This is a genomic window from Variovorax sp. Soil_C_19, from assembly GCF_057657255.1.
In genome coordinates, this window is the sequence record NZ_JBDGIV010000004.1 from 366862 (window position 1) to 392318 (window position 25457).

The 25457-nt window shown below is 67.7% G+C and carries 24 protein-coding genes and 1 tRNA gene; 9 read left to right on the top strand and 16 right to left on the bottom strand.

Translation table 11 applies throughout. The annotated features are described in order from the left end of the window. Positions 1-6: 6 nt before the first annotated feature. The 4 genes from pal (at position 7) to AC3A6R_RS11535 (ending at position 2318) form a co-directional block, all read left to right on the top strand. The gene (gene pal / locus AC3A6R_RS11520; protein ID WP_487859231.1) at positions 7-531 is read left to right on the top strand and encodes a peptidoglycan-associated lipoprotein Pal; all 525 of its coding nucleotides are present in this window, start codon (positions 7-9) and stop codon (positions 529-531) included. Next, positions 531-1280, top strand: a complete 750-nt coding sequence (gene ybgF, locus AC3A6R_RS11525) for a tol-pal system protein YbgF (protein ID WP_487859230.1) — start codon at positions 531-533, stop codon at positions 1278-1280. The genes pal and ybgF overlap by 1 nt, the downstream gene beginning before the upstream one ends. Positions 1281-1300: 20 nt before the next feature. Further along, positions 1301-2158, top strand: coding sequence for a tRNA threonylcarbamoyladenosine dehydratase (locus AC3A6R_RS11530; protein WP_487859229.1), 858 nt, complete (start codon positions 1301-1303; stop codon positions 2156-2158). A gap of 84 nt (positions 2159-2242) precedes the next feature. Beyond that, positions 2243-2318, top strand: a tRNA-Lys gene (locus AC3A6R_RS11535). Positions 2319-2426: 108 nt separating this feature from the next. Here the strand turns inward: AC3A6R_RS11535 and AC3A6R_RS11540 are convergent. Continuing rightward, positions 2427-3146 (bottom strand): helix-turn-helix domain-containing protein, encoded by a 720-nt coding sequence (locus AC3A6R_RS11540; RefSeq protein WP_487859228.1) that lies wholly within the window; start codon positions 3144-3146, stop codon positions 2427-2429. 67 nt (positions 3147-3213) lie between these two features. Here AC3A6R_RS11540 and AC3A6R_RS11545 point away from each other — a divergent pair, with 67 nt between their 5' ends. Continuing rightward, a complete protein-coding gene (locus AC3A6R_RS11545) occupies positions 3214-3483 on the top strand; it encodes a hypothetical protein (RefSeq protein WP_487859227.1) in 270 nt (89 codons plus the stop codon). On the opposite strand, the gene AC3A6R_RS11550 is transcribed toward AC3A6R_RS11545, so the two are convergent. The 9 genes from AC3A6R_RS11550 to argA all read right to left on the bottom strand — a co-directional run bounded on the left by AC3A6R_RS11550 (position 3416) and on the right by argA (position 13743). Beyond that, positions 3416-3919, bottom strand: a complete 504-nt coding sequence (locus tag AC3A6R_RS11550; protein WP_487859226.1) for a hypothetical protein — start codon at positions 3917-3919, stop codon at positions 3416-3418. The two genes, AC3A6R_RS11545 and AC3A6R_RS11550, sit on opposite strands and share 68 nt — an antisense overlap. A gap of 38 nt (positions 3920-3957) precedes the next feature. Continuing rightward, positions 3958-5982 carry an ABC-F family ATP-binding cassette domain-containing protein gene (locus AC3A6R_RS11555; RefSeq protein WP_487859225.1) on the bottom strand — a complete coding sequence of 675 codons (2025 nt, stop codon included), beginning with the start codon at positions 5980-5982 and terminating at the stop codon, positions 3958-3960. Positions 5983-6135: 153 nt separating this feature from the next. Next, positions 6136-7011: a 50S ribosomal protein L3 N(5)-glutamine methyltransferase gene (gene prmB / locus AC3A6R_RS11560; protein WP_487859354.1), complete on the bottom strand. Its 876-nt coding sequence runs from the start codon at positions 7009-7011 to the stop codon at positions 6136-6138. Between the two features lie 163 nt (positions 7012-7174). Beyond that, a complete protein-coding gene (gene dapE, locus AC3A6R_RS11565; protein ID WP_487859224.1) occupies positions 7175-8353 on the bottom strand; it encodes a succinyl-diaminopimelate desuccinylase in 1179 nt (392 codons plus the stop codon). 26 nt (positions 8354-8379) lie between these two features. After that, positions 8380-9528 carry a PilT/PilU family type 4a pilus ATPase gene (locus AC3A6R_RS11570; protein WP_487859223.1) on the bottom strand — a complete coding sequence of 383 codons (1149 nt, stop codon included), beginning with the start codon at positions 9526-9528 and terminating at the stop codon, positions 8380-8382. 47 nt (positions 9529-9575) lie between these two features. After that, positions 9576-10400: a 2,3,4,5-tetrahydropyridine-2,6-dicarboxylate N-succinyltransferase gene (dapD, locus tag AC3A6R_RS11575; protein WP_487859222.1), complete on the bottom strand. Its 825-nt coding sequence runs from the start codon at positions 10398-10400 to the stop codon at positions 9576-9578. Positions 10401-10444: 44 nt separating this feature from the next. Further along, positions 10445-11671, bottom strand: a complete 1227-nt coding sequence (dapC, locus tag AC3A6R_RS11580; protein ID WP_487859221.1) for a succinyldiaminopimelate transaminase — start codon at positions 11669-11671, stop codon at positions 10445-10447. 52 nt (positions 11672-11723) lie between these two features. Beyond that, positions 11724-12371 carry a LysE family translocator gene (locus AC3A6R_RS11585; protein ID WP_487859220.1) on the bottom strand — a complete coding sequence of 216 codons (648 nt, stop codon included), beginning with the start codon at positions 12369-12371 and terminating at the stop codon, positions 11724-11726. A gap of 25 nt (positions 12372-12396) precedes the next feature. After that, entirely contained in the window at positions 12397-13743 is a 1347-nt protein-coding gene (argA, locus tag AC3A6R_RS11590; protein WP_487859219.1) for an amino-acid N-acetyltransferase, read from the bottom strand. A gap of 55 nt (positions 13744-13798) precedes the next feature. Between argA and hrpA the strand changes: the two genes are divergently transcribed. Beyond that, positions 13799-17674, top strand: coding sequence for an ATP-dependent RNA helicase HrpA (hrpA, locus tag AC3A6R_RS11595; protein WP_487864412.1), 3876 nt, complete (start codon positions 13799-13801; stop codon positions 17672-17674). A gap of 81 nt (positions 17675-17755) precedes the next feature. On the opposite strand, the gene AC3A6R_RS11600 is transcribed toward hrpA, so the two are convergent. From AC3A6R_RS11600 to lptF, 6 genes are all read right to left on the bottom strand, one after another. After that, positions 17756-17914: a DUF3309 family protein gene (locus tag AC3A6R_RS11600; RefSeq protein WP_487859217.1), complete on the bottom strand. Its 159-nt coding sequence runs from the start codon at positions 17912-17914 to the stop codon at positions 17756-17758. A 123-nt stretch (positions 17915-18037) separates the two neighbouring features. After that, positions 18038-19213 (bottom strand): pyridoxal phosphate-dependent aminotransferase, encoded by a 1176-nt coding sequence (locus AC3A6R_RS11605; RefSeq protein ID WP_487859216.1) that lies wholly within the window; start codon positions 19211-19213, stop codon positions 18038-18040. A 140-nt stretch (positions 19214-19353) separates the two neighbouring features. Further along, a complete protein-coding gene (locus AC3A6R_RS11610; RefSeq protein ID WP_487859215.1) occupies positions 19354-20295 on the bottom strand; it encodes a CysB family HTH-type transcriptional regulator in 942 nt (313 codons plus the stop codon). A 63-nt stretch (positions 20296-20358) separates the two neighbouring features. Beyond that, on the bottom strand, positions 20359-20736 hold the full coding sequence (locus AC3A6R_RS11615) for a sirohydrochlorin chelatase (protein ID WP_487859214.1): 378 nt from the start codon (positions 20734-20736) through the stop codon (positions 20359-20361). Positions 20737-20741: 5 nt separating this feature from the next. Beyond that, positions 20742-21851: an LPS export ABC transporter permease LptG gene (lptG, locus tag AC3A6R_RS11620; RefSeq protein WP_487859213.1), complete on the bottom strand. Its 1110-nt coding sequence runs from the start codon at positions 21849-21851 to the stop codon at positions 20742-20744. Further along, positions 21848-22978, bottom strand: a complete 1131-nt coding sequence (lptF, locus tag AC3A6R_RS11625; RefSeq protein WP_487859212.1) for an LPS export ABC transporter permease LptF — start codon at positions 22976-22978, stop codon at positions 21848-21850. Before lptF ends, lptG begins: the two co-directional genes overlap by 4 nt. Before the next feature lie 21 nt (positions 22979-22999). On the opposite strand from lptF, the gene AC3A6R_RS11630 reads away from it, so the two are divergent. The 3 genes from AC3A6R_RS11630 to AC3A6R_RS11640 are packed head-to-tail and all read left to right on the top strand — an operon-like array spanning position 23000 to position 25355. Continuing rightward, on the top strand, positions 23000-24526 hold the full coding sequence (locus tag AC3A6R_RS11630; RefSeq protein WP_487859211.1) for a leucyl aminopeptidase: 1527 nt from the start codon (positions 23000-23002) through the stop codon (positions 24524-24526). Continuing rightward, positions 24523-24966, top strand: coding sequence for a DNA polymerase III subunit chi (locus AC3A6R_RS11635; protein ID WP_487859210.1), 444 nt, complete (start codon positions 24523-24525; stop codon positions 24964-24966). The genes AC3A6R_RS11630 and AC3A6R_RS11635 overlap by 4 nt, the downstream gene beginning before the upstream one ends. Then, the gene (locus tag AC3A6R_RS11640; protein WP_487859209.1) at positions 24966-25355 is read left to right on the top strand and encodes a hypothetical protein; all 390 of its coding nucleotides are present in this window, start codon (positions 24966-24968) and stop codon (positions 25353-25355) included. The genes AC3A6R_RS11635 and AC3A6R_RS11640 overlap by 1 nt, the downstream gene beginning before the upstream one ends. Positions 25356-25457: the final 102 nt, after the last annotated feature.

The window sequence follows — 25457 nt, forward strand, 5'->3', positions numbered from 1 at the left end:
GTTCCAATGTTGAAACGTACGATTTATTCGCTGGCGATCGTGGCCCTGATTGCCGGTTGCTCGTCGGGCACCAAGCTCAACGACACGCCCGTCACTGACAGCTCCGGCATGGCCGGCGGCGCCGGCCAGCAGGGCAGCGCGAGCGCAGTGGCACCCGTCACCATCGACCCCAATGCCAGCACCGCGCAAGGTCCGATGGGCGTCGAACGGATCGTGTATTTCGATTACGACAGCTACACCGTCAAGCCCGAATTCCAGTCGGTGGTCGACGGCCATGCCCGCTTCCTGCGCGCCAACAACCAGCGCCGCATCTCGATCGAAGGCCACACCGACGATCGCGGCGGCCGCGAGTACAACCTCGCGCTCGGCCAGAAGCGTTCTGAAGCCGTTCGCCGCGCGCTCACGCTGCTGGGCGTGAACGATGCGCAGATCGAAGCTGTGAGCTTTGGCAAGGAAAAGCCGGCGGTGCAGGGTTCGGGTGAAGACGCCTGGGCGCAGAACCGTCGCGCTGAAATCCGCTACACCCGGTGATGCAGCCATCCTTGTGGCGTGGTGCGGCCCTGGCGGCCGCCTTGCTCTGCGCATCGGCAGGGTCGCAGGCTGCCTTGTTCGAGGATGACGAGGCGCGCCGCGCCATCCTCGACCTGCGCCAGCGTGTCGAGGCCATGCGCCAGCAGACCGACCAGCGCCTTGCCGACGAGAACGGTCAGCTGCGGCGCAGCTTGCTCGACCTGCAGACCCAGATCGAGCAGATGCGCGGCGACCTCGCACGCATGACTGGCCAGAACGAGCAGCTCCAGCGCACCGTCAGCGAACTCCAGTCGCGCCAGACCACCATCGACGACCGGCTCAAGCAGACCGAACCGACCAAGGTCTCGGTCGACGGCCGCGAGTTCAATGCCGATCCGAGCGAGAAGGCGGATTTCGACGCCGCACTCGGCATCTTCCGCGCCGGCCAGTTCGCGCAGGCGCAGACCGCCTTCGCCGAATTCGTCAAACGCTATCCGCAAAGCGGCTACAACGCCTCGGCGCTGTTCTGGCTCGGCAACGCGCAGTACGCCACTCGCAACTACAACGAGGCCATCGCGAACTTCCGTTCCATGCTCTCGCTCGCGCCCGACCACGCCAAAGCCCCTGAGGCCGTGCTGTCGATCGCCAACTGCCAGATCGAACTCAAGGACACGCGCGCCGCCCGGCGCACGCTGGAAGACCTGACCAAGGCCTATCCGCAGTCCGAAGCCGCACAGGCCGGCCGCGAGCGTCTCTCGCGCCTGCGCTGATCCACGGCGGAGCCCTCCGCTTGAGCGCAGCAGCAGCAAGCCTTCCCGAAGAAACCTCGCGCGCCGCCGCGGCTGTCGTCACCCACGACACCGCAGCGGCGCCTGATTTCGCGCGACGCTTCGGCGGGCTCGAGCGGCTTTACGGCGTGGCGGGCGCCGCGCGCATCCGCGGTGCGCACGTGCTCGTCGCGGGCATCGGCGGCGTTGGCTCGTGGGCCGTCGAGGCGCTGGCGCGCAGTGGCGTAGGGCGCCTGACGCTGATCGATCTCGACCATGTGTCGGAGTCGAACATCAACCGCCAGATCCATGCGCTTGAGTCCACCGTCGGCCAGGCCAAGGTCGAGGCCATGCGCGAGCGCATTGCGCAGATCAACCCCGAATGCCAGGTGCTTGCGCTCGACGAATTCGTCGAGCCGGACAACTGGCAGGCGCTGCTCGAGGCATCGCAAGCGGCCAACGGGCCCGTCACCGCTGTCGTCGACGCTTGCGACCAGGTGAAGGCCAAGCTTGCGATGGCCGCATGGGCGCGCGCCGCGCGCACGGCCACGTTCGTCACTGTCGGCGCGGCGGGCGGCAAGCGGCAGGCGCACAAGGTCGACGTCGACGATCTCTCGCTCGTCACACACGACCCGCTGCTGGCACAGCTGCGGCAGCGCCTTCGCAAGCAGCACGGCGCCCCGCGCGAGGGCCGCAAGATCGGCGTGACCTGTGTCTTCAGCCGCGAGAGCGTCGCGCCGCCCGATGCCTCTTGCGCCATCGAGGGCGACGGCTCGCTCAACTGCCGCGGCTACGGTTCGGTGGTCAGCGTGACCGCGACCTTCGGCCAATGCGCGGCAGGTTGGGTGCTCGACAAAATAGCGAGCCACGCCGCGCTATAATCTTTGGCTTTGCCGGATCGGATCCGGCAAGAGCGAAAAAAGAAGAAGTGAAAAAGAAGAAGTGAAGAGTGAGTGAATGGTTTCGGGACGTTAGCTCAGTTGGTAGAGCAGCGGACTTTTAATCCGTTGGTCACAAGTTCGAATCTTGTACGTCCTACCAGACCCACTCCAAGGTCGCCAATTGCAGCATGCAGTTGGCGATTTTTTTTGGCTTGCGTGGTGAGGCAACTTGCTGGCCCTCGATGCGTCGGCAGTTCGACACCGGCCCTCAATCCTCGTCTTCCCACTTCCCCACCACGGTGCCAAGCACCGAGAACGCCACCCGGATCGGCTCGTGCTTGGGGTTCAGCGGTAGGAGCCAGCGGCGGCCGTCTTCGTTCTTGAAGGACTTGAAGGTGATGTCGCCGGTTTCGTCGAGCCTGGCGATGATGCGGTCGCCGTCCTCGGGCGTGGTCAGTCGGGTGTCGACGAAGACGATCGACCCCGCGGGGTAGCTTTTCAGGTGCCCGCTCGGCGCGGTCATGCTGTCGCCTCGCACGCGCAGCGCGTAGGTGTGGCCGGGGCTGTGGTAGGCGATGCAGGGCATCCAGCGCTCGACAGGCACGTTGATGGGTAGGGTGCCGTTCCACGACGCAATGTCAGTCCAAGCGATGAGCGGCACGGTTCCCGGTGTGCCCGGCTCGAAGGCGGGGCCGGCGGGCGGTGTGCGTGCAATTCTGTAGGGGGCTGGCGGCTCGTTAGCGTGGTCGCGCGCGCGGCGTGACTGCTGCACTTCGTCCCACGGCGCAGGGCCGTCGCCTGTGTCGAGCCAGTGGGGGTCGACGCGGTAGGCGCGCGCCAATGCCAGCAGGCCCATCGAGCGGCCGGTGTCACCGCGCTCGATCTTGGAGATATTGGACTGTTTGACGCCTGACGCCGCTTCGGCCTGCTTTTGCGTCATCTTCGCGAACTTGCGTGCGGCCTTCGCGCGAGCGGCAATAGTCTCCATTTGGAGGATTTAATCCCACGCGAATATTCAAGTTGGCCTCTAGAATAGTTTCAGGGGAGTAAAAGCCATGAAACCACGTCAGTTGGTGCGGGCGCGCGGGACCCGCGCGCTCTGGCTGGACCGCACGTTGTGCGCGCTCGTGGCATTGCTGGCCGCTGCTGCGCTGGGCTATGGGCTGCGCAGCGGCCTGGACGGGCTGGCAGGCATGGCGCTGTCGGCGCTGGTGGCGGTCGGATGGGCCGCGAAAGTGCTGTTCGGCACGACGGCGCTCACGCGGGCGCGAGCGGTGCGGGCGGCGATAGTGCGAGCGTCGTGCGTACACGAACGCAATCCTTGATGTGCTGCTCGCCGAGCGCGCGCAGGGCGGCGTAGCCCAAAGCCGCCGAGACCAGTTGCCCGGCAATCGGTACGTACTTGGTGGCCTGCTTGGTCGTTAGCCTGATGCCGGCATGCCGCGCGAGCCGGATCAGCAGGTCGCGCGTGACGAGCCGCCCGACAAGCAGCGCGCCCACGGTGGTGGCTGCCTTCTGAATGCGCTCGCGCTGGTGCGGCGCGAGCTTTTCGACCTGCGTGGCCGAAAGCCCGAATTCGGCGCTGATCTGCGGCACGAGCCGCGAGAGCAGGGCAGCGTCGGCGGCCCAGTCGACGCCGGGGAGCGGAACGGCGCTGGCTGCTGCGGACATCAGCGCCTTGCGCCCGATGAGGCGGCGGCTGCGCTGGATGGCGGCAATCAGCGCCTCGTCACCCTGGGCCAGTTCGATCGCAGAAGGCATGCGGCAAATCTCTCCTTGGCGCGATTCTCACCCAGCCGTCAGGCAGCTGCCAGCGCCTCGAGCTGGTCCGACAGCGCCAGCCAGCGCTCTTCGAGCCGGCCGATCTCGTCGTTGAGGGCCTTGAGCCGCTTGCCGGCTTCGGCGATCTCTGCCGCCGGCAGCGGCTCGGCGAGCCGCGCCTCGAGCGCGCTGCGCTCGGTGCCGGCGGCCGCGAGGCGTTCGTCGACCTGCGCCAGCTCGCGCTTGAGCGGCCGGGCCTGATCGGTGCGCTGCTGGCGCTCCTGCGCGTCCTGCTTTCGCTGCTGCGAACTCGCCGGTGGTGCGGCGGCCGGAACTGCTGCTGCTGCTGCGGGCGGCGGCGCTGCTTCGGCTGCAGCGCTGCTGGCGGCCGCCTCCCGCACCGCCAGCCTGGCTTCTTCGCGCAGGCGCTTGGCCTCGTCGAGCAGGTAGCGCTGGTAGTCGTCGAGGTCGCCGTCGAAATCGCCGATGACGCCGCGCCCCACGAGCCAGAATTCGTCGCAAACCGAGCGCAGCAGCGCGCGATCGTGGCTCACGAGCATGAGCGTGCCCTCGAACTCATTGAGGGCCACGGCGAGCGCCTCGCGCGTGGCGAGGTCGAGGTGGTTGGTGGGCTCGTCGAGCAACAGCAGGTTGGGGCGCTGCCACACCATCATGGCGAGCACGAGGCGTGCCTTCTCGCCGCCGCTCATGGTGCCCACGGGCTGCCTGACCATGTCGCCGCTGAAATTGAAGCTGCCGAGAAAACCGCGCAGCGCCTGCTCGCCGGTCGCTTCCTTGACGCTGCTGCCGAGGTCGCGCGCCAGCCGCACCATGTGTTCGAGCGGGTTGCTCTCGGGGTGCAGCACGTCGAGCTCCTGCTGCGCGAAGTAGCCGATGTTCAGGCCCTTGCCCTCGGTGACCTGGCCCGCGAGCGCGCCCATTTCGCGCGCGATGGTCTTCACCAGCGTCGACTTGCCCTGGCCGTTGGCACCCAGGATGCCGATGCGCTGGCCTGCGAGCACGGAGCGGCTGACGCCGCGCAGGATGGTCTTGGGTTCGGCGCCCTCGATGCGGTAGCCGAAGCTCGCATTGCTGATCGAGAGCATCGGGTTCGGAATGTTGCCCGGCTCCTTGAACTCGAAGGTGAAGTCGGCCTCGGCCAGGAGCGGCGCAACCTTTTCCATGCGCTCGAGCGCTTTGACCCGGCTCTGCGCCTGCTTGGCCTTGCTGGCCTTGGCCTTGAACCGGTCGATGAACTTCTGCAGGTGCGCGATCTTGTCCTGCTGCTTGGAGAAGGCGACCTGCTGCTGCTCCATCTGCAGCGCGCGCATATCCTCGAACTTGCTGTAGTTGCCGCCGTAGCGCGTGAGCTGCGCGTTGGCGATGTGCAGGGTCACGTCGGTCACGGCATCGAGGAACTCGCGGTCGTGGCTGATGACGATCATGGTGCCGGCGTACTTCTGCAGCCAGGCTTCGAGCCAGACCAGGGCATCAAGGTCCAGGTGGTTGGTCGGCTCGTCGAGCAGCAGCAGGTCGCTTGGGCACATCAGCGCGCGTGCGAGCTGCAGGCGCATGCGCCAGCCGCCCGAGAAGCTGTTCACGGGCTGGTCGAGCTCGTGCGTCTTGAAGCCCAGGCCGAGGATCAACGCCTGCGCGCGCGGCACCGCGTCGTGCTCGCCGGCGTCGGCCAGGTGGGTGTAGGCGTGGGCCAGTTCCATGCCGAGGTCGCCATCGTCGGGGTTGGCCTCGTAGGCGGCCTCGGTGGCGGCAAGGGCCTGGCGCAGCTCGACCAACTGGGTGTCGCCGCCGACGACGAAATCGGTGGCCGACTCGTCGGTTTCGGGCATGTTCTGCGCCACCTGGGCCAGGCGCCAGTGCCGGGGCACCGAGAAGTCGCCGCCGTCCTCGTGCAGCGTGCCGTTGAGCAGCGCGAACAGGGTCGACTTGCCGGCGCCGTTGCGGCCGACCAGGCCGACCTTTTCGCCGGGATTGAGGGTGACGGTTGCGCCGTCGAGCAGAACCTTGGCGCTGCGGCGAAGAATGACGTTCTTGAGAGTGATCATGAAATAGGGGGGCCTGAACCGGGGATTATCCCGGGTGGGCGAAATGGGGCCGCCCCATGCGGGTACAGAACGCAGGGGGCGCGGAAGGTTCGCGAAAGCCGCAGAAAAAAGGCCAGGAACGGGCGCTTCTGCGGTTTCTGCGTCGTTTTTGTCTTATTTCTGCGTTCGGCTGTCCGATGCCAGCAGCGCCTCTCGCGTGAGGAGCAGCACCTGGTCTTCGCCGGCAGAGGTTTCGAGCCAGACCACTTCGAGCCGCGGGAAGGCGGCTTCGAAGTGGTCACGCTCGTTGCCGATCTCGAGCACCAGCACGCCGCGCGCGTTCAGCCGCGAAGGCGCCTCTGACAGCAACCGGCGCACGAAGTCCATGCCGTCGGTGCCGCCGGCCAGCGCCAGACCGGGCTCGGCGCGGTATTCGGCAGGCAGGGCGGCCATGCTCGCGCTGTTCACATAGGGCGGGTTGCACAGCACCAGGTCGTAGGGGTCGGGCAGGTTCTCGAGGCCGTCGGATTCGACCAGCCGGACGCGATCGTCGAGCTGGTGGCGGGTGAGGTTGATCGCCGCCACCTCGAGCGCCTCACGCGAGAGGTCGGCGGCGTCCACCGCGATGTCGGGGTAGGTCAGGGCCGCGATCACCGCGAGGCTGCCGTTGCCCGTGCACAGGTCGAGCACGCGCCGGGTGTGTTCGCCCAGCCAGTAGTCGATGCTGCCGTCGACGATCAGTTCGGCAATGAAGCTGCGCGGCACGATGGCGCGCTCGTCGACGTAGAACGGGACGCCCTGCAGCCAGGCTTCCTTCGTGAGGTAGGCGGCGGGCTTGCGCGTGGCGATGCGCTCGTCGAGCAGGGCGGCCACCTTCGCGGCGTCGGCCGGCGAAACGGTGCGTTCGGCCGCCGCGTCGATGTCGTCGAGCGGCAGCTTCAGGCGCCAAAGCACGAGCCAGGCTGCTTCGTCGAAAGCGTTGGCCGTGCCGTGGCCGAAGGCGACGCCGGCCTCTTCGAGCCGCCTGGCGCCGGCCTCGATGAGCGCGATGACCGTGCGAACTGGTGCACCCTTGGCGCTGCGCGCCTTCCCGCCAGGCGGGAGCGAGCTTGCTTGGCGGCGGTCCGGCGCGGCGCTCACTGGTGCACCCTTGGCGCTGCGCGCCTTCCCGCCAGGCGGGAGCGAGCTTGCTTGGGGCGGCCCGGCGCGGCGCTCATGGTGCCTGCGACTCGTCGAGCCGCTCCAGGGTGCGCTTGTAGATGTTCTTGAGCGTCTCGATCGCGGCGACCTCGATGTGCTCGTCGATCTTGTGGATGCTCGCGTTCACGGGGCCGAGCTCGACCACCTGCTTGCAGATCTTGGCGATGAAGCGTGCGTCGCTCGTGCCGCCGCTGGTCGACAGCTCGGTGGCGATGCCGGTCTCGTCGGCGATCGCGGCCTGCACGGCGCTGACGAGTTCGCCCGGCGGCGTGAGAAAGGGCAAGCCGCCGACGGTCCAGGCCAGCGTGCAGTCGACGCCGTGCGCATCGAGCACCGCGCGCACCCGCTGCTGAAGCGATTCGGGCGTCGATTCGGTCGAGAAGCGAAAGTTGAAGTCGATCACGGCACTGCCCGGGATGACGTTGCTTGCACCAGTTCCCGCGTGGAAGTTGCTGATCTGCCAGCTCGTGGGCTGAAACCATTGGTTGCCGGCGTCCCAGCCGCCGGCCGCATTGATGGCCACCAGTTCGGCCAGTGCGGGCGCCACGGCATGCACCGGGTTCTTCGCAAGGTGCGGATAGGCGATGTGGCCCTGCACGCCTTTCACCGTGAGCCTGCCGCTCATGGTGCCGCGGCGGCCGTTCTTGATCATGTCGCCGCAGCGCTCGACGGCCGTGGGCTCGCCGACGATGCAGTAGTCGATGGTCTCGCCGCGCGCGGTCAGCGCATTGCAGACGACCACGGTGCCGTCGACCGCCGGGCCTTCCTCGTCGCTCGTGAGCAGCAGCGCGAGCGCGAGCTTCGGCTCGGGCGTGACCTGCAGGAATTCCTCGATGGCCACGACGAATGCGGCGACCGAGGTCTTCATGTCGCAGGCGCCGCGGCCGTAGAGCTGGCCGCCGCGGTGCGTGGGCGTGAACGGATGGCTGGTCCATTGCTCGAGCGGACCGGTCGGCACCACGTCGGTGTGGCCGGCAAAGACGAGCGTCCGGGTGGCAGCCGACGCATGGCCGGGGCGGCGCACCGCCCACAGGTTGGTCACGCGGAAGTCGGCCGGCCCGCTCTCGATGGTCTCGAGCGTGAAGCCCAGCGCGGCCAGCCGCTCGCCGACGATCCGTTGGCAGCCCGCATCGTCGGGCGTGACGGAAGGGCGCGAGATGAGTTGTTCGGCAAGCTGTAGGGTGCGGGACATCGGGGCGGTTCTTCTTCTCTATCGGTTCAGAATTTCACGTCGAGCGTGATGTCGGTGAAAGTGGGTTCCTCGACCTGGTCCATGAGGCTGCGCTCGTCGGCCTGCGCCTTGGGCGCGGCGCGGTTCTGCAGGCGCCACATCAGGTTGGTGGGGGAGTCGGCATGGGCGAGGCCTTCCTCCCGCGTGATGCGGTTCTCGGTGACGAGGCGGGCGATGTCCTCCTCGAAGGTCTGCGAGCCCTCGGCCATCGACTGCTCCATGGCCTCCTTGACGCCCGAGAAGTCGCCCTTCTCGATGAGCTCGGCCACGAGCGCGGTGTTCAGCATCACCTCGAGCGCCGGCACGCGGCCGCCCGCGGGCGTGCGCAGCAGGCGCTGCGACACGATGGCGCGCAGCGCGCCGCCCAGGTCGCCGAGCAGCGTGGGGCGTACCTCGACCGGGTAGAAGCTCAGGATGCGGTTGAGCGCGCGGTAGCTGTTGTTGGCATGCAGCGTGGCCACGCACAGGTGGCCCGACTGCGCATAGGCGATGGCGGCCGTCATGGTGTCGCGATCGCGGATCTCGCCGATCTGGATCACGTCGGGCGCCTGGCGCAGCGCGTTCTTGAGCGCGACCTGCAGCGACTCTGTGTCGCTGCCCACGTCGCGCTGGTTCACCATCGACTTCTTGTTGGTGTAGGTGAATTCGATCGGTTCCTCGACCGTGAGGATGTGACCGGAGGCGTGCTCGTTGCGGTAGTCGAGCATCGAGGCCAGCGTGGTGGTCTTGCCCGCGCCGGTGGCGCCCACCATCAGGATCAGCCCGCGCTTTTCCATGATGAGCGTCTTGAGCACGTCGGGCAGGTTCAGGTCGGCAAAGCTCGGGATCGTCGACGCGATGTGCCGCACAACCACCGCATAGCTGCCGCGCTGGCGCATGGCGCTGATGCGGTAGTTGCCGGCGCCCTCGAGCATCACCGCCATGTTGAGCTCGCCGGTGCGTTCGAGCTCCTGGATCCGGGCCTCGGGCACCACTTCGGCCAAAAGCGCGAGCGGCGCGCTGGCCGGCAGCACCTGCGCGTTGATCGGCACGCAGGTGCCGTTGATGCGGATCAGGACTGGGGAGTGCGCCGAAAGATAGATGTCGGAAGCCTTGCGCTCGGCCATCAGACGAAGGATCCGTTCCATCATGTTCATCGGGCGCTCTCCTCGGGGTACTGATTGTTCTGGCGAAAAAAGAAGGATCAGTCGCGCAGCAGGTCGTTGAGCGAGGTGGTCGAGCGCGTCTTGGCGTCGACCTTCTTCATGATGATCGCCGCGTAGGTGTTGTACTTGCCGCCGGGCTTCGGCAGGCTGCCGGCCACCACGACCGAGCCGGCGGGCACGCGGCCGTAGATCACGGTGTCGGTCGCGCGGTCGTAGATCGGCGTGCTCTGGCCGATGAAGACGCCCATCGAGAGCACCGAGTTCTCTTCGACCACCACGCCTTCGACCACTTCGGAGCGCGCGCCGATGAAGCAGTTGTCCTCGATGATGGTGGGGCCGGCCTGCAGCGGCTCGAGCACGCCGCCGATGCCGACGCCGCCCGACAGGTGCACGTTGGCACCGATCTGCGCGCACGAACCGACGGTGGCCCAGGTGTCGACCATCGTGCCTTCGCCCACGTAGGCGCCGATGTTCACGTACGAGGGCATCAGGATCGCGCCCTTGGCGATGTAGCTGCCGCGGCGCGCCACGGCCGGCGGCACCACGCGCACGCCCGATTCCTTGAGTTCGGCGGCCGACAGGTGCGAGAACTTGGTCGGCACCTTGTCGTAGAAGCCCAGCGAGCCGGCCTGGATCTGCTCGTTGTCCTTGAGGCGGAACGACAGCAGAACGGCCTTCTTGATCCACTGGTGCACGGTCCACTGGCCGACCGCTTCGCGCGTGGCGACGCGCAGCTTGCCGTTGTTGAGTTCGGAGATCACGTGCTCGACGGCCTCGCGCACTTCGGCCGGCGCGGCGCTGGGCGAAAGGTTGGCGCGGTCTTCCCACGCGGCGTCGATGGTTTGTTGCAGTTGCTGGGTCATGAGAAGGTCTCGTTTGAAAAAGAGGAAATGCCGGAAGAAGGCGCTCAGCGCGCCTGCGGGCCGGCCTGCACGAAGCGCACGATGCGCTCGGCGGCTTCCACGCATTCGGCCGTTTCGGCCACCAGGGCCATGCGGATGCGGCCGCGGCCGGGGTTGGCGCCGCGGGGCCCGTGCGTCGCCTCGCGGGCCAGATAGCTCCCCGGCAAAACGGTCACATTGTATTGAGCGTAGAGCGCGCGGGCGAAGGCTTCGTCGTCGCCGCCCCACGCCTCGGGCACGCCCGCCCAGAGGTAGAAGCTGGCGTCGGGCAGGCGCACGTCGAGCACCTGCGCGAGCAGCGGCGTGACGGCCTCGAACTTGGCCCGGTACTTGGCGCGGTTCTCGACCACATGGCCCTCGTCGCCCCAGGCCGCGATGCTGGCGGCGGCCACTGCGCCGCTCATGGCGCTGCCGTGGTAGGTGCGGTAGAGCTGGAAGGCCTGGATGATCGCCGCGTCGCCGGCCACGAAGCCGCTGCGCAGCCCGGGCACGTTGCTGCGCTTGGACAGCGAGGTGAGCGCAATCAGGTTCCTGAAGTCGCTGCGGCCGAGCTTCGCGGCGGCTTCGAGGCCGCCGAGCGGCGGCGCGTCGCGGAAGTAGATCTCGCTGTAGCACTCGTCGGCCGCGATCACGAAGCCGTGGCGATCTGACAGTGCGAACAGCTTCTGCCACTCGTCCAGCGGCATCACCGCGCCGGTCGGGTTGCCGGGCGAGCAGACGAAGACGAGCTGGGTGCGCGCCCAGATGTCCTCGGGCACGCTGTCCCAGTCGACCGCGAAGTTGCGCGCGGGCACGCTCGGCACGTAGTAGGGCTCGGCCCCCGAGAGCAGCGCCGCGCCTTCGTAGATTTGATAGAACGGATTGGGCGACACCACCACCGGGGCTGTCGTGCGGCTGCCGTCGACCACCGTCTGCGCGAGCGAGAACAGCGCCTCGCGCGAGCCGTTGACCGGCAGCACCTGGGTGGCCGGATCGAGCTTCAATCCGTAGCGGCGCTCGAGCCAGCCGGTGAAGGCCGTGCGCAGCTTCGGGCTGCCGGCCGTGGCGGGATAGGCCGCGAGGGCGTCCATGCCGGCGGCCAGGGCCTCCTTGATGAAAGGCGGCGTGGCGTGCTTCGGTTCGCCGATGCCCAGGCTGATGGGCGCGAAGGCGGCATCGGGCGTGACGCCCTCGAACAGGCGCCGCAGCCGCTCGAACGGGTAGGGCTGGAGCTTGGAGAGCAGGGGATTCATGGGGTGCGATTATCGGCGACGGGTGGCCGCCGCCGGGCGGCCGGCGCGCCGGTCAGGTGCCGCTGCGGCGGTAGAACGCGAGCGACCCGGCCAGCGCCAGCAGCATCGCGCCGCAGGTGCGGTCGATCCAGCGCGCGGCGGCGGCCGTCAACAGCCGCATGGCGCGCGCGCCGACGAAGGCGTAGACCAGCATCACGGCCGCGTCGAGCGAAGCGAACAGCACCGCGATGAGGGCGTACTGCACGCCCTGCGCGGCCGCGGGATCGATGAACTGCGGCAATAGCGCCGAGCAGAACAGGTAGCCCTTCGGGTTGGTGACCGCCACCAGGAACGACTTGAAGAACACCTTGCGGCCTTCGCCGGGCATCCCGGCCGGCAGCGCGCCGGCCGATCCACGGGGCGCATCGAAACTGCCGCCCCTGGAGCGCAGCATGCGCACCCCGAGCCATGCGAGGTAGGCGGCGCCGACCCACTTGAGCATCGAGAACCAGAACTCCGACGCCGCGAGCAGTGCACCGAGGCCCAGCGCCACCGCGCCGACCAGCACGAAGTCGGACAGCACCGCACCCGCGATGCCGGGCAGCGCGCCGCGCACGCCGCGTCGCGAGCCGTTGCTGAGCGCCAGCAGCACCGTCGGGCCGGGCGTGGCGATCGCGGCCAGTGCGACGATGGAGAACAGCAGGGCGGTGGCGAGCGTCATGGCGGTGGCCTTCCTACGGGTGGGTTCAGATCTTCTTGACCAGCACCTGGCTCTTGCGGTCCCAGTTGTACTTGCGCTTGCGCGCCTCGGGCAGCCAGTCGGGGTTGACCTGCTGGAAACCGCGCTTGAGGAACCAGTGCATGGTGCGCGTAGTGAGCACGAAGATGCTGTCCAGGCCCATGGCCTTGGCGCGGTGCTCGATGCGCTTGAGGATGCGCTCGCCGTCGCCCTGCGACTGCGACTGCGGCGACACCGTGAGCGCCGCCATCTCGGCGGTGCGCGCTTCGGGGTAGGGGTACAGCGCGGCGCAACCGAAGATCACGCCGTCGTGCTCGATGACCGTGTAGTGGCCGACGTCGCGCTCGATCTCGGTGCGGTCGCGCTTGACCAACGTGCCGTCGCGCTCGAACGGCTCGATCAGCTGCAGGATGCCGCCGATGTCGTCCACCGTGGCCTCGCGCAGGCTTTCGAGCTTCTCGTCGATCACCATGGTGCCGACGCCGTCGTGCACGTAGATCTCGAGCAGCAGCGAGCCGTCGAGCGCAAAGGGCAGGATGTGGTTGCGCTCCACGCCGGCCTTGCAGGCCTTCACGCAATGCTGCAGGTAGAAGGCCGTGTCGGTGGGCTTCTGCGGCGGCGGCAGCGAGGCGAGCAGCCGCTCGGCGGCGGCCAGCGGCAGCTCGGTGTCGATCGGGTTGTCTTCGCTTTCGGGCAGTTCGCTGTCGATGCGGATGCCCGGGACCTCGGTCAGGAAGATCAGCTTGTCGGCCTGGATGGAGATGGCCACGCTGGTGGCGACGTCTTCCATCGTGAGGTTGAAGGCCTCGCCCGTGGGCGAGAAGCCGAACGGCGAGATCAGCACCATGGCGCCGAAATCGAGCGTGCGGCGGATGCCCGCGGCATCGACCTTGCGCACCAGGCCCGAATGCTTGAAGTCCACGCCGTCGACCACGCCGATCGGCCGCGCGGTGATGAAGTTGCCCGAGATCACGCGCACCGTCGAGCCCGCCATGGGCGTGTTCGGCAGGCCCTGGCTGAACGCGGCCTCGATCTCGTAGCGCAGCTGGCCCGCAGCTTCCTGCGCCGAATCGAGCGCCACCTCGTCGGTGATGCGGATGCCGTGCGAATAGCGCGCCTCGTGCCCCTTGGCCGCGAGCTGCTCGTTGACCTGCGGCCGAAAGCCGTGCACCAGCACGACCTTGACGCCCATGCTCTGGATCAGCGCCAGGTCCTGGGCGATGTTCTGCAGCTTGCCCGCCGCGATCGCCTCGCCCGCCAGCGCGACCACGAAAGTCTTACCGCGGTGCGTGTGGATGTAGGGCGCGACCGAGCGGAACCAGGGCACGAAGGTGAAGTTGAAGACGGTGGACATGGGGCGTGATTGTGCAGCCACCGATAATCGCCGGTTCCCCGATTTTCGATATCCCTTGACGACCACTACGCCTTCGCCCTCGCTTCGCATCGACTTTCCCGAATCGCTGCCGGTTTCGGCCCGGCGCGAGGAGATCATGGCCGCCATCCAGGCGCACCAGGTGGTGATCGTCTGCGGCGAAACCGGTTCGGGCAAGACCACCCAGCTGCCGAAGATCGCGCTGGCGCTGGGTCGCGGCAAGCTCAACGCGCCGCCCGGCAAGGGGCGCCTGATCGGCCACACGCAGCCGCGGCGGATTGCCGCGAGCTCGGTCGCCAAGCGCATTGCCGAAGAGCTGAAGACGCCGCTCGGCGACGTGGTCGGCTTCAAGGTGCGCTTCCAGGACCGGCTCTCGCGCGATGCCTCGGTCAAGCTCATGACCGACGGCATCCTGCTGGCCGAGACGCAGACCGATCCGCTGCTCAAGGCCTACGACACGCTGATCATCGACGAGGCCCACGAGCGCTCGCTGAACATCGACTTTTTGCTTGGCTACCTGCGTGAGATCCTGCCGCGCAGGCCCGACCTGAAGGTGATCGTGACCTCGGCGACCATCGACGCCGAGCGCTTCGCCAATCACTTCGCCTCCGCCAAGGGGCCGGCGCCGACGGTGTTCGTCTCGGGGCGCACGTTCCCGGTCGAGCAGCGCTACCGCCCGTTCGAGGAATCGCGCGAGCACGACCTGAACGACGCGATCGCCGACGGCGTCGACGAGCTCTGGCGCGACCCGCACAACGCGGGCGACATCCTGGTCTTCCTGCCGGGCGAGCGCGAGATCCGCGAGGCGGCCGACCACCTGCGCCGTCATCTCGCGCACCAGCCGCTGTTTCGCAACGCCGAGGTGCTGCCGCTGTTCGCGCGGCTGTCGGGCCCCGAGCAGGACCGAATCTTCGACGGCCACACCGGCCGCCGCATCGTGCTGGCCACCAACGTGGCCGAAACCTCGCTCACCGTGCCGGGCATCCGCTACGTGATCGACACCGGCACCGCGCGCGTCAAGCGCTACAGCTTCCGCAGCAAGGTCGAGCAGCTGCTGGTCGAGCCGATCAGCCAGGCCGCGGCGAACCAGCGCGCGGGCCGTTGCGGCCGCGTGGCGGACGGCATCTGCATCCGGCTCTACGACCAGAAGGATTTCGACGGCCGGCCGCGCTTTACCGATCCCGAGATCCTGCGCTCGTCGTTGGCGGGCGTGATCCTGCGCATGAAGTCGCTGCGCCTGGGCGACGTGGCGCGCTTTCCGTTCCTGGAGGCGCCGTCGCCGCGCGCCATCGCCGACGGCTACCAGCTGCTCAACGAACTCGGCGCGGTGGACGACGCGAACGAACTCACCGCCACCGGCGTCGAACTGGCCCGGCTGCCGCTCGACCCGCGCGTGGGCCGCATGATCCTCGAGGCGCGCACGCGCGGTGCGCTCGAGGAGGTGCTGGTGATCGCCTCGGCGCTCAGCGTGCAGGACGTGCGCGACCGGCCGATGGACGCGCAGCAACAAGCCGACCAGGCACATTCGAAGTTCGACGACGAGAAGAGCGAATTCAGCGGCTACCTGCGGCTGTGGAAATGGATCGCCGACGCGCGCGGGGGGCATGGCGACACGCATAAACTCAGCAACCGGCAGTACGAGCAACTGCTGCGCCAGAACTTCATCAACATCCGGCGCGTGCGCGAATGGCGCGACATCCATTCGCAGCTGCTCACGGTCGTGACCGAGCACAAGTGGCGCATCAACCAGGAACCGGCAGGCTACGAAGCGCTGCACCTGTCGATGCTCGCGGGCCTGCTCGGCAACGTCGGCTGGAAGCTCGAGGACGACGAGGCCTACCTGGGCGCGCGCGGCATCAAGTTCTACAAGCACCCGGGCGCGCACCTGAAGAAGAAGCCCGGCCGCTGGATCGTCGCGGCCGAGCTGGTCGAGACCACGCGGCTCTTCGGCCGCGGCATCGCCAACATCGAGCCGCAGTGGCTCGAAGAGGTGGCGGGCCACCTGCTGAAGAAGCAACTGCTCGATCCGCATTGGGAGAAGAAGGGCGCGCAAGTCGCGGCGCTCGAGCGCGCGACGCTGTACGGCCTGGTGGTGTACAGCGGGCGCCGCATCGACTTCACGCGCGTCGATCCGGTCGCGGCGCGCGAGATCTTCATCCGCGAAGCGCTGGTCGGTGGGCAATGGGACACCAAGTTCCCGTTTCTCGCGGCCAACCGCAAGCTGGTTCGCGAGGTCGAGGGCCTGGAGCACAAGTCGCGCCGGCAGGACGTGCTGGTGGACGACGAGCTGATCTTCGCTTTCTACGATGCGCAGCTGCCCGCCGACGTGGCGAGCGGCATCACCTTCGAGAACTGGTACCGGCAGGCGTCGAGGGAACAGCCGCGTCTGCTGTTCCTGAGCCGCGAAGAGCTGATGCGCCACCAGGCGGCGGGCATCACCACGCAGTCGTTCCCCTCCACGCTGCGGCTCGGCGGCGTGGATTGCGCAGCCACCTACCTGCACGAGCCCGGCGACCCGAAGGACGGCCTCACGGTCAGCGTGCCGCTGTTCGTGCTCAACCAGGTGAGCGAGGAGCGTTGCGAATGGCTGGTCACGGGCATGCTCAAGGACAAGATCCAGGCGCTGCTCAAGAGCCTGCCGCAACGCCCGCGCTCGCGGCTGGTGCCGCTGCCCGACACCGCGACAAGGCTGGCCGCCGAGCTGTCGGCGCCCGAGGTCTTCGGCACCGGCTCGCTCACCGACGCGCTGCTCAAGCGCGTGCGCGATGCCACGAGCCTCGACGTGAAACGCGCCGACTTCAAGCTCGACATGCTGGCGCCGCACCTGTTCATGAACCTGCGCATCGTCGACGAGCACGGCCGCCAGCTCGGCATGGGCCGCAACCTCGGTGCGCTCAAGGCCGAACTCGGCGCGCAGGCCCGCGGCGCCTTCCAGGCGCTCGCGGGCCTCAACGTGAAGGCCTCTTCGCCATCGACGGCGCGCGGGCCTGCGGCCGACGCCGAAGCGGGCGCGCAGTCAGCGGGCAAGGCTGCGGCGGCGCCCGCCGCGCCCAGCCTGCCAGCGGGCCAGCGCTACACGAGCTGGAGCTTCGGCGAACTGCCCGAGCTCATGGAGGTGCGCCGCGGCGCGCAGTCGCTGATCGGTTTTCCGGCGCTGCGCGACGAAGGCGATGCGGTCACGATCGAGGTCTTCGACGAGCCCGCAGTGGCTGCGGCCAAACACCGCGCGGGCCTGCGCCGGCTGTTCGCGCTGCAGCTGAAGGACGCGCTCAAGTACCTCGAGAAGAACATCCCCGACCTGCAGAAGATGTCGGTGGCCTACATGCCACTCGGCACCTCCGAAGAGCTGCGCACGCAGATCATCGACGTGGCGATCGACCGCGCCTTCCTGCAGGAACCGCTGCCCACCGACGAGCCCGCCTTCAAGCGCCGGCTCGAGGAAGGGCGAGGCCGGCTCACGCTGATCGCGAACGAGGTGGCGCGCCTGGCCGGCGGCATCCTGGCCGAATACGCGGCGGCCGCGCGCAAGATCAAGGACACGAAGCTGCAGCCCGAGTCGGTGCAGGACGCTGCGCAGCAATTGCAGCGCCTGGTCGGCAAGCGTTTCATCGCCGACGCGCCATGGAGCCAGTTGCAGCACTTTCCACGCTACCTGAAGGCGATTGTGCTGCGGCTCGACAAGCTGCGCGGTGACCCCGCGCGCGACGCCGCAAAATTGGCCGAGCTGCGGCCGCAGGAACAGCGTTACTTGCGGCTGGTCGCCGAGCGCAAGGGCGTAGTCGACGAGCGCATGCTCGAATTCCGCTGGCTGCTCGAGGAGCTTCGCGTGAGCTTCTTCGCGCAGGAGCTGCGCACGCCGCAGCCCGTGAGCGTCAAGCGGCTCGACAAGGCCTGGGGCCAGTTGCAGGCCTGAGGCGCGCCAACGAAGAAGCAGCGCCAAAAAAAAAGCCCGCGGGTGCCGCGGGCTCTTCGGTGGGTGCGATACCCAGGGCGCCTATATGCGTCCCATGAGCACCAGGATGACGACGATCAGCACGACAAGGCCCAGACCGCCGCTGGGCCAATAGCCCCAGCTCCGGCTGTAGCCCCAGCTCGGCAGCGCGCCGACCAGAAGCAATATCAGGATGATCAGCAGAATGAACGAGAGGGACATGCGTTTCTCCTGGCGTTGTTGTGATGCCCTCGATGCTGGGTGCCGAGCCACAGGAAAAACGCCGGATAGCCGCTTCTTCGGCGGTCAGGACTGTCCTACCGCTGCCCTCGGGCAGCGGGCGGGTCAGAGCTTCGCGAGCCGGTCGAGTGCCGCGCGCAGGGTTTCGTCCTTCTTGGCGAAACAGAAGCGCACCACGCGCTGGTCGAAGCCGTTGCCATAGAACGCCGACAGCGGGATCGCCGCCACACCGATCTCGCGCGTGAGCCAGAGGCAGAACTCGGCTTCCGACAGGTCACTCACCGCCGAGATGTCGACGCACTGGAAATAGCTACCTTCGCTGCGCAGCAATTTGAAGCGTGTCTTCTCGGCCAGGCCCGCCGCGAACAGGTCGCGCTTGCGCTGGTAGAACGCGGGCAGCTCGAGGTAGGGCGCCGGTGCGCCCATGTACTGCGCAAGCGCGTGCTGCATCGGCGTGTTGACCGTGAACACATTGAACTGGTGCACCTTGCGGAATTCGGCCATGAGCGGCGCCGGCGCGGCCACGTAGCCGACCTTCCAGCCGGTGACGTGGTAGGTCTTGCCGAAGCTGCTCACGATGAAGCTGCGCGCCGCCAGGCCGGGAAAGCGCGCCACGCTCTCGTGCTGCGCACCGTCGAACACCATGTGCTCGTAGACCTCGTCGGCAATCACCAGCACCTCGGTGGGCGCGAGCAGTTCCTCGAGCCGGCGCATCTCGGCCGCGGTCCAGACCGTGGCGCTCGGGTTGTGCGGCGTGTTGACGATGATGGCGCGCGTGCGCGGCGTCAGCGCGGCCGCGATGCGGTCGAAGTCGGGGCGGAAGGTGCCGGGCGTGAGCGGCACGCGCACCACGCGCCCGCCGGCCAGCTCGATGTTCGGCACGTAGCTGTCGTAGCACGGCTCGAGCACGATCACCTCGTCGTCGGCGCGCACCACGGCGAGGATGGCGGTGATGATGGCCTGGGTCGCGCCGGCGGTGACCGTGATCTCGTCGGCGGCGCTGTAGCTGCGTCCATAGACCGCCGAGATCTTGTCGGCAATGGCCTGCCGCAGCGCCGGGATGCCCGGCATCGGTGGGTACTGATTGTGGCCCGCGGCCATCGCGGCCGTGACGTCGTCGAGCAGCTTCGGGTCGCAGTGGAAATCGGGAAAGCCCTGCCCGAGGTTGACCGCGTTCTTCTCGGCCGCGAGCGCGGACATCACGGTGAAGATGGTGGTGCCCACGACGGGCAGCTTGGTGCCGATCTCCGGCGTGCGGGGGGACGAATGAAGAGTACTCATGGTGATCGTGGGGTCGGAAGTTCTGCTGCTTCGGCGTTCCTTCGTGAAACACCGCGGAACCGGTTTTGCCGGGCCGCTGGTGTTGCCCCCGGAAGGGGGTTGGCGAAGCGACACGAAGTGCGCGAAGACTGGGGGTGATCCTATAACTCGTAGTCCTGCTGGTGGCCGCTCAGGGCCTTTGCGATCAGGTTGCGGTCGAGGCGGTCGGACAGCAGCTCGGCGAACTTGAACACGAAGTTGCGCAGGTAGGCGCTGCGCTTGAAGGCTACCCGCGCGATGTTCTGGCCGAACACGTGTCCCATCGGGCGCACGACGAGGTCGGCGTTCGACTCGTCGCGCACCGCCATCTCGGCCACGATGCCCACGCCGAGGCCCAGGCGCACGTAGGTCTTGATCACGTCGGAGTCGATCGCCTCGAGCGCGATGCGCGGCGAGAGCTTCTTTTGTGCAAAGGCATGGTCGATGCGCGTGCGCCCGGTGAAAGACGGGTGGTAAGTGATGATCGGCTCGAGCGCCAGGTCCTCCAGCGAGATGCGCTCCCTGGCCGCAAGCGGATGGTCCTTCGGCAGCACCAGCACGTGCTGCCATTCGTAGCAGGGCAGGGTCACGAGATCGGCATAGTCGGCGAGCGACTCGGTCGCGATGCCGACCTCGGCGATCTCGTCGATCACCATGCGCGCCACCTGGTCGGGCGAGCCCTGGTGCAGGCTCACGTTGACCTTCGGGTACGCCTCGCGCAGCTTCGCCACCGGCACCGGGAGCACGTAGCGCGCCTGCGTGTGCGTGGTCGCGATAGACAGCGTGCCGCTGTCCTGGGCGCTGAACTGCTCGCCGATGCGCCGCAGATTGCCGACCTCGCGCATGATCAGCTCGATGCTCGCAATGACATGCTGGCCCGGCTCGGTGATGCGCTTCAGGCGCTTGCCATGGCGCGCGAAGATCTCGACGCCAAGTTCTTCCTCGAGCTCGATGATGGCCTTGGACACGCCGGGCTGCGAGGTGTGGAGCGCTTTCGCTGCCTCCGTCAGGTTCAGGTTGCGCCGCACGGCTTCCTGAACAAACTTGAACTGGTGCAGATTCATATCAAATTCCGTCTTATTGCGGAATTCATTATGCCTTTGAAGTCTATTGAAATTTCAAGGACATCAAGTTTTGCTTGCAATTCTGGCGAGCAGGTCGATCAGTTCGGGTTCTTCCCCGACGGTGCGGGCCAGGTCGAAGCGCACAGCGGGCCAAGCCTGGCGCAGCGCGTCCATCTGCAGCGGCAGGTCTTCGCGCGCATGCTTGCCCATGCCGAGGAACAGCGGAACGATCCGCAGCGCTGTGGCGCCGCTCGCGATCAGCGCGGCCGCGGCTGTGTGCACGTCGGGCGTGGCGAGTTCCATGTAGGCGCAGGCCACGCGCGCCTGCGGATCGAGCGCGGTCAGGCGGGCCGCCACCGCTTCGATCGGCTCGCGCCAGCGCGCGTCGCGCGAGCCGTGGGCCAGCAGCACGATGCCTCTTGCGTTTTCCGCGCCGGCCATCGTCGCTACCTTCGAAGCACCAGCCAGCTGAAGGCCGCCAGCGACATCACCGAGTAGATGAGCCCCGGCGCCGCCGCCGTGAGCATGGGCGACCAATTGCTCAGGTTCCCGAGATAGCCGAACACGTTGTTGAGCAGGAAGAAGCTGATGCCGATCATCACGCCGCCGAACACGTACGTGGTGATGCCGGCCTGGCGAAAGTGCAGGTAGGCGAACGGCAGCGCGAGCACCACCATCACGAGGCACGACAGCGGATAGAAGACCTTGCGCCAGAACTGGATCTCGTAGCGCTGTGCGGTCTGGCCGTTGGCGTCGAGGTGGCGGATGTAGTCGAACAGGTCGATCGTGCCCATGCGGTCGGGCCGCAGCAGCGCCACCGAAACCATCTCGGCCGTCAGCGTGGTCGGCCAGTCGAGCTGCGGCTCCTTGGTGGTCACGATGCGCGCCTTGTCGGCCGTGCTCCGGGTGTCGTAGTCCTGGGTTTCGACGTCGGTCAGCGTCCAGTGCTCGTCGTGGATGCGTGCCGAGGCGGCGACGATCTGCTTGCGCACATAGCCGTTCTCGTCGAACTCGAAGATGCGAGCGTTCTTGAGCGAGCCGTCACGCGCGATCGAGAGCACGTTCACCGCATAGGAGACGTTCTCGCGCTTCTCCTTGAGCCAGGCGCCGGTGTTGCCGACGAAAGAATAGGTGCCCTGGTAGCGTGACTTGAGCAACTGGCCGGTGCGCTCGGAGGCCGGTGCGATGTAGTCGCCGATGGCGAAGGTCAGCACGACGAAGCCCAGGCCCAGCAGCAGCAGCGTGCGCAGCGCGCGCCACGGACCGAGCCCGCTGGTGCGCAGGATGGTGTATTCCGAACTCTGCGCGAGCCGCGCCATCACGAAGATGCAGCCGATGAGCACCGTGATCGGGAGCAGCTCGTAGAGATGGCTCGGGATCAGCAAGGTCACGTAGATCAGCGCCTGCGCGGGGCCATAGGCCAGGCTCTCGGGCCGGCCGAGCGACTGCAGCTCGTCGACGAAGTCGAAGAAGAAAAAGAGGCTCAGGAAGCCGAGGGTCACGAAAGCCACGGCTTTCAGGACCTCGACGTAGATCAGGCGGCGGATGGTTTTCACGGGGACGGATCGGTTTTGGAGGACGGCAGGCCGCCGGCCATCACGCGCTCGGCCCTGCGGCGCCGGCCCCAGTTGTTGTTGCGCAGCGTCAGCCACGCGAGCGCCACGACCATGACGCCGCCGTGCAGCAGCAGCATGAACGAGCCCATGCCGAAGCGGCCGGTGCTGATCCAGCTCTGGCCGAGGTTGAGCATGTTGTAATAGACGACGAAGGCGAACAGCGCGAACAGCAGGTTGCCGCTGCGCCCCACGCGCGGATTGACGCTCGAGACGGTGAGCGCGAGCAGCACGAAATTGACCGCCGCGAGCAGCATGCCAAGGCGCCAGGCCAGCTCGCCCTGGCTCACGTCGCCGGGCTCGCGCAGCAGCTGCAGCGTGGGCTTGGCGCGCACCGGCGTGCCGTCGGTCGCGAAATCGCTGCTGCCGCCGGCGCGCGTTCCGTAGGTTTCGAACTCGCTGATCTTCAGGCCCGAGGTGGGCAGCAGCGGCCGCTCGAGCCGCTGGCCGTTGCTCAGCATCAGGTAGCGGTTGTTGCCGATGTCCTCGATGCGGCCGCTGCGAGCCGAAGTGGTGATCTGCAGGCCGCGCTCGATGGACCAGATGAACACGTTCGTCGCCGTGGCATTGTCGGGCGTGTCCTTGTCGATGAAGAACACGCGCATGCGGCCCGACGACTCACGGAATTCGCCCGGCGAGACCCGCTCGATGTCGCTGCGGCGCTCGTACTGGGCGCGCATGCCGATGGTCTGCGAATTGGCCCAGGGCCAACCGACCAGCGCCATGACGGCGATCAGCAGCAGCACGGGCCACGCGAAGCGGAACAGCGGCTTGACGAAATCGACCAGGCCGCGGCCGCTGGAAAACCAGATCACCATCTCGCTGTCGCGGTACATGCGCGAGAGAGTGCCGACGATGGCGACGAACAGGCTCAGGCTCAGGATGGTCGGCATGTAGCCGAGCACCGTGTAGGCCATCACGAGGAAGACTTCGGAGGGATTCACGCTGCCCTTAGAGGCGAGGCCGAGCGTGCGGATCAGCATCATGGTCATCACGATGGTGACCAGGACCACGAGGGTCGCTCCGAAGCTGCGCGACAGCTCCTTGCGTAAGGAAGAATGGAATAACATCGTTCGAGGAAAAAAAGGATTATGGACTTTCAGCTCAAGACCCTCACCGTCGCGCGCGCCGCGGCCGAAAAATCCGACGTCCTGATCGTGCTGGTCGGCAGTGCGCCGCTCACCACCCGGGACCCGCTCTCCGCCCTGATCGCCAGCGCCCGCAAGGCCGGCGACCTGCCCGACAAGGCCGGCAAGCTGCTCGCGCTCTACCACCCGGACGAGGTGGCGGCCTCGCGCGTGGTGCTCGCGGCCATCGGCGACGGCCAGCCCGCGTCGGTGCGCAGCGCCGTGATCGCGGCGGTCAAAGCGGCCAAGGCCCAGGCGCCCAAGCGGGTGGTGATGGTGTTCGCCCAGCAGGCCGATGGCGCCGCGGTGGCGAGTGCCGTGGCGGCCGCGGCCGATGCCAGCTACGTCTACACCACCACCAAGTCGAAAGCCTCGAACGGCGAGGGCGGGCGCAGCGTCCGCACCCTGGTGCTCGGCGTGGCCGACGCTGCTGCGGTGACCCAGGCCTTCGACGAGGCCCGCGCCACGGTGTCCGGCATCGAACTCGCCAAGGAATGGGGCAACCGGCCCGGCAATCACTGCACGCCCACGCTGCTGGGCGAGGCCGCCAAGGAACTCGGCCGGCTGCCGCGCATGAAGATCGAAGTGCTCGGCCCCAAGGAAGTACAGAAGCTCGGCATGGGCTCGTTCGCTGCGGTGGCGCAGGGCTCGGCCGAGCCGCTACGCTTCATCGTGCTGCGCTACCAGGGCGGCCCGAAAGACCAGGCGCCCGTGGTGCTGGTCGGCAAAGGCATCACTTTCGATACGGGCGGGGTCTCGCTCAAGCCGGCCGCCGAGATGGACGAGATGAAGTTCGACATGTGCGGCGCGGCCAGCGTGCTCGGCACCTTCCGGGCGCTCGGCGAGATCCAGCCGGCGATCAATGTGGTGGGCCTGGTGCCGGCGTGCGAGAACATGAACGACGGCCGCGCGCTCAAGCCCGGCGACGTGATCACGAGCATGAGCGGGCAGACCATCGAGGTGCTCAACACCGACGCCGAAGGGCGCCTGGTGTTGTGCGACGCGCTCACATACGCCAAGCGCTTCGCGCCGGCGGCCGTGATCGACATTGCCACGCTCACGGGCGCGTGCGTGGTCGCGCTCGGCGGCGTACGCAGCGGCTTGTTCACCAGCGACGACGCGCTCGCAACCGCGCTGCAGGCGGCCGGGGACGCGTCCCAAGACCGCTGCTGGCGCATGCCGCTCGACGACGACTATGCCGAAGGCCTGAAGACCAACTTCGCCGACGTGGCCAACGTGGCGGGCCGCGCCGGCGGCGCCATCACCGCTGCCAAGTTCTTGCAGCGCTTCGCCGGCGATTTCGCCTGGGCGCACCTCGACATCGCGGGCACCGCCTGGAAGAGCGGAGCGGCCAAGGGTGCCACCGGCCGGCCCGTGGGCCTGCTGGTTTCGTATCTGATGGAACGTGTGCGCAGCAGTGCCGCAGCGGCGCCCAAGGCCGCGGGCAAGAAAGGCGCCGCCGCCCCACGCAAGGCCCGGTCCGCGCAGTGACTGAGATCGGCTTCCACTTCAACACGCCGGACAAGGCCAACTACGCCTGTCGGCTGGTCCGCAAGGCCGTCAATGCGCGCGGGCTGCGCGTGGTGGTCGTGGGCGAGCCGCCGATGCTCGACGCGATCGATACCGCGCTGTGGCAGCTTTCGCCTTCGGACTTCATTGCGCACTGCCGTGCCGATGCGCCGGCGCACCTGCTGAGCCGCTCACCGGTGGTTCTCTGCGCCGAGGGCGCGGACGCCGCGTCGCTGCCGCACCGCGAGATGCTGGTGAACCTCGGGCCGGCGGTGCCGTCGGGCTTCGAGCGCTTCGAGCGGCTCATCGACATCGTGAGCAGCGAGCCCGATGACCGGCAGATCGGCCGCGCGCGGTGGCGCCACTATGCCGACCGCGGCTATCCGATCCAGCCGCACGATTTTGCAAGGAGCGCTTCCTGATGGCCAGCACGCTGCGCACGCCGCCCCGGTTCGTTCCGACCCTGACCACCGTGCTCGACCTCCCGCCCGAGCCTGTTGCCACGGCGGCCAAGCCGGCCGAGGCTGTGCCGCAGATCGACCCGGCCGAGGCGGTGGCATTGCCGCCCGCAGCCCAGCGTTCCGAGGCCGACATCGTGCGCCTCGAAGAGCAGCTTCTGCACCGCGTGCTGCAGCGCGTCGACCTCTCGCTCGAGGAGCGGCTGAGCGACACCGTGGCGGCCGCGGTGCAGCAGCAGCTCGATGCCATGGTGCCTCGCCTGCGAGAAGAAATCGAGGCCGTGCTGCGCGCTTTGGTGATCGAAGCCATGGCCGCCGAACTCTCCGAAAACCCAGGGTCTACGCCAACTTAATGCTTGTAAGGGTTCGGCTAAACTGCGCGCCAGGTCGGAGGGCGTGAGGGTGCCACTGGTCTGCGGCGCGAAACTTGCAAGGTCTGCGCGCCCGGATCACAC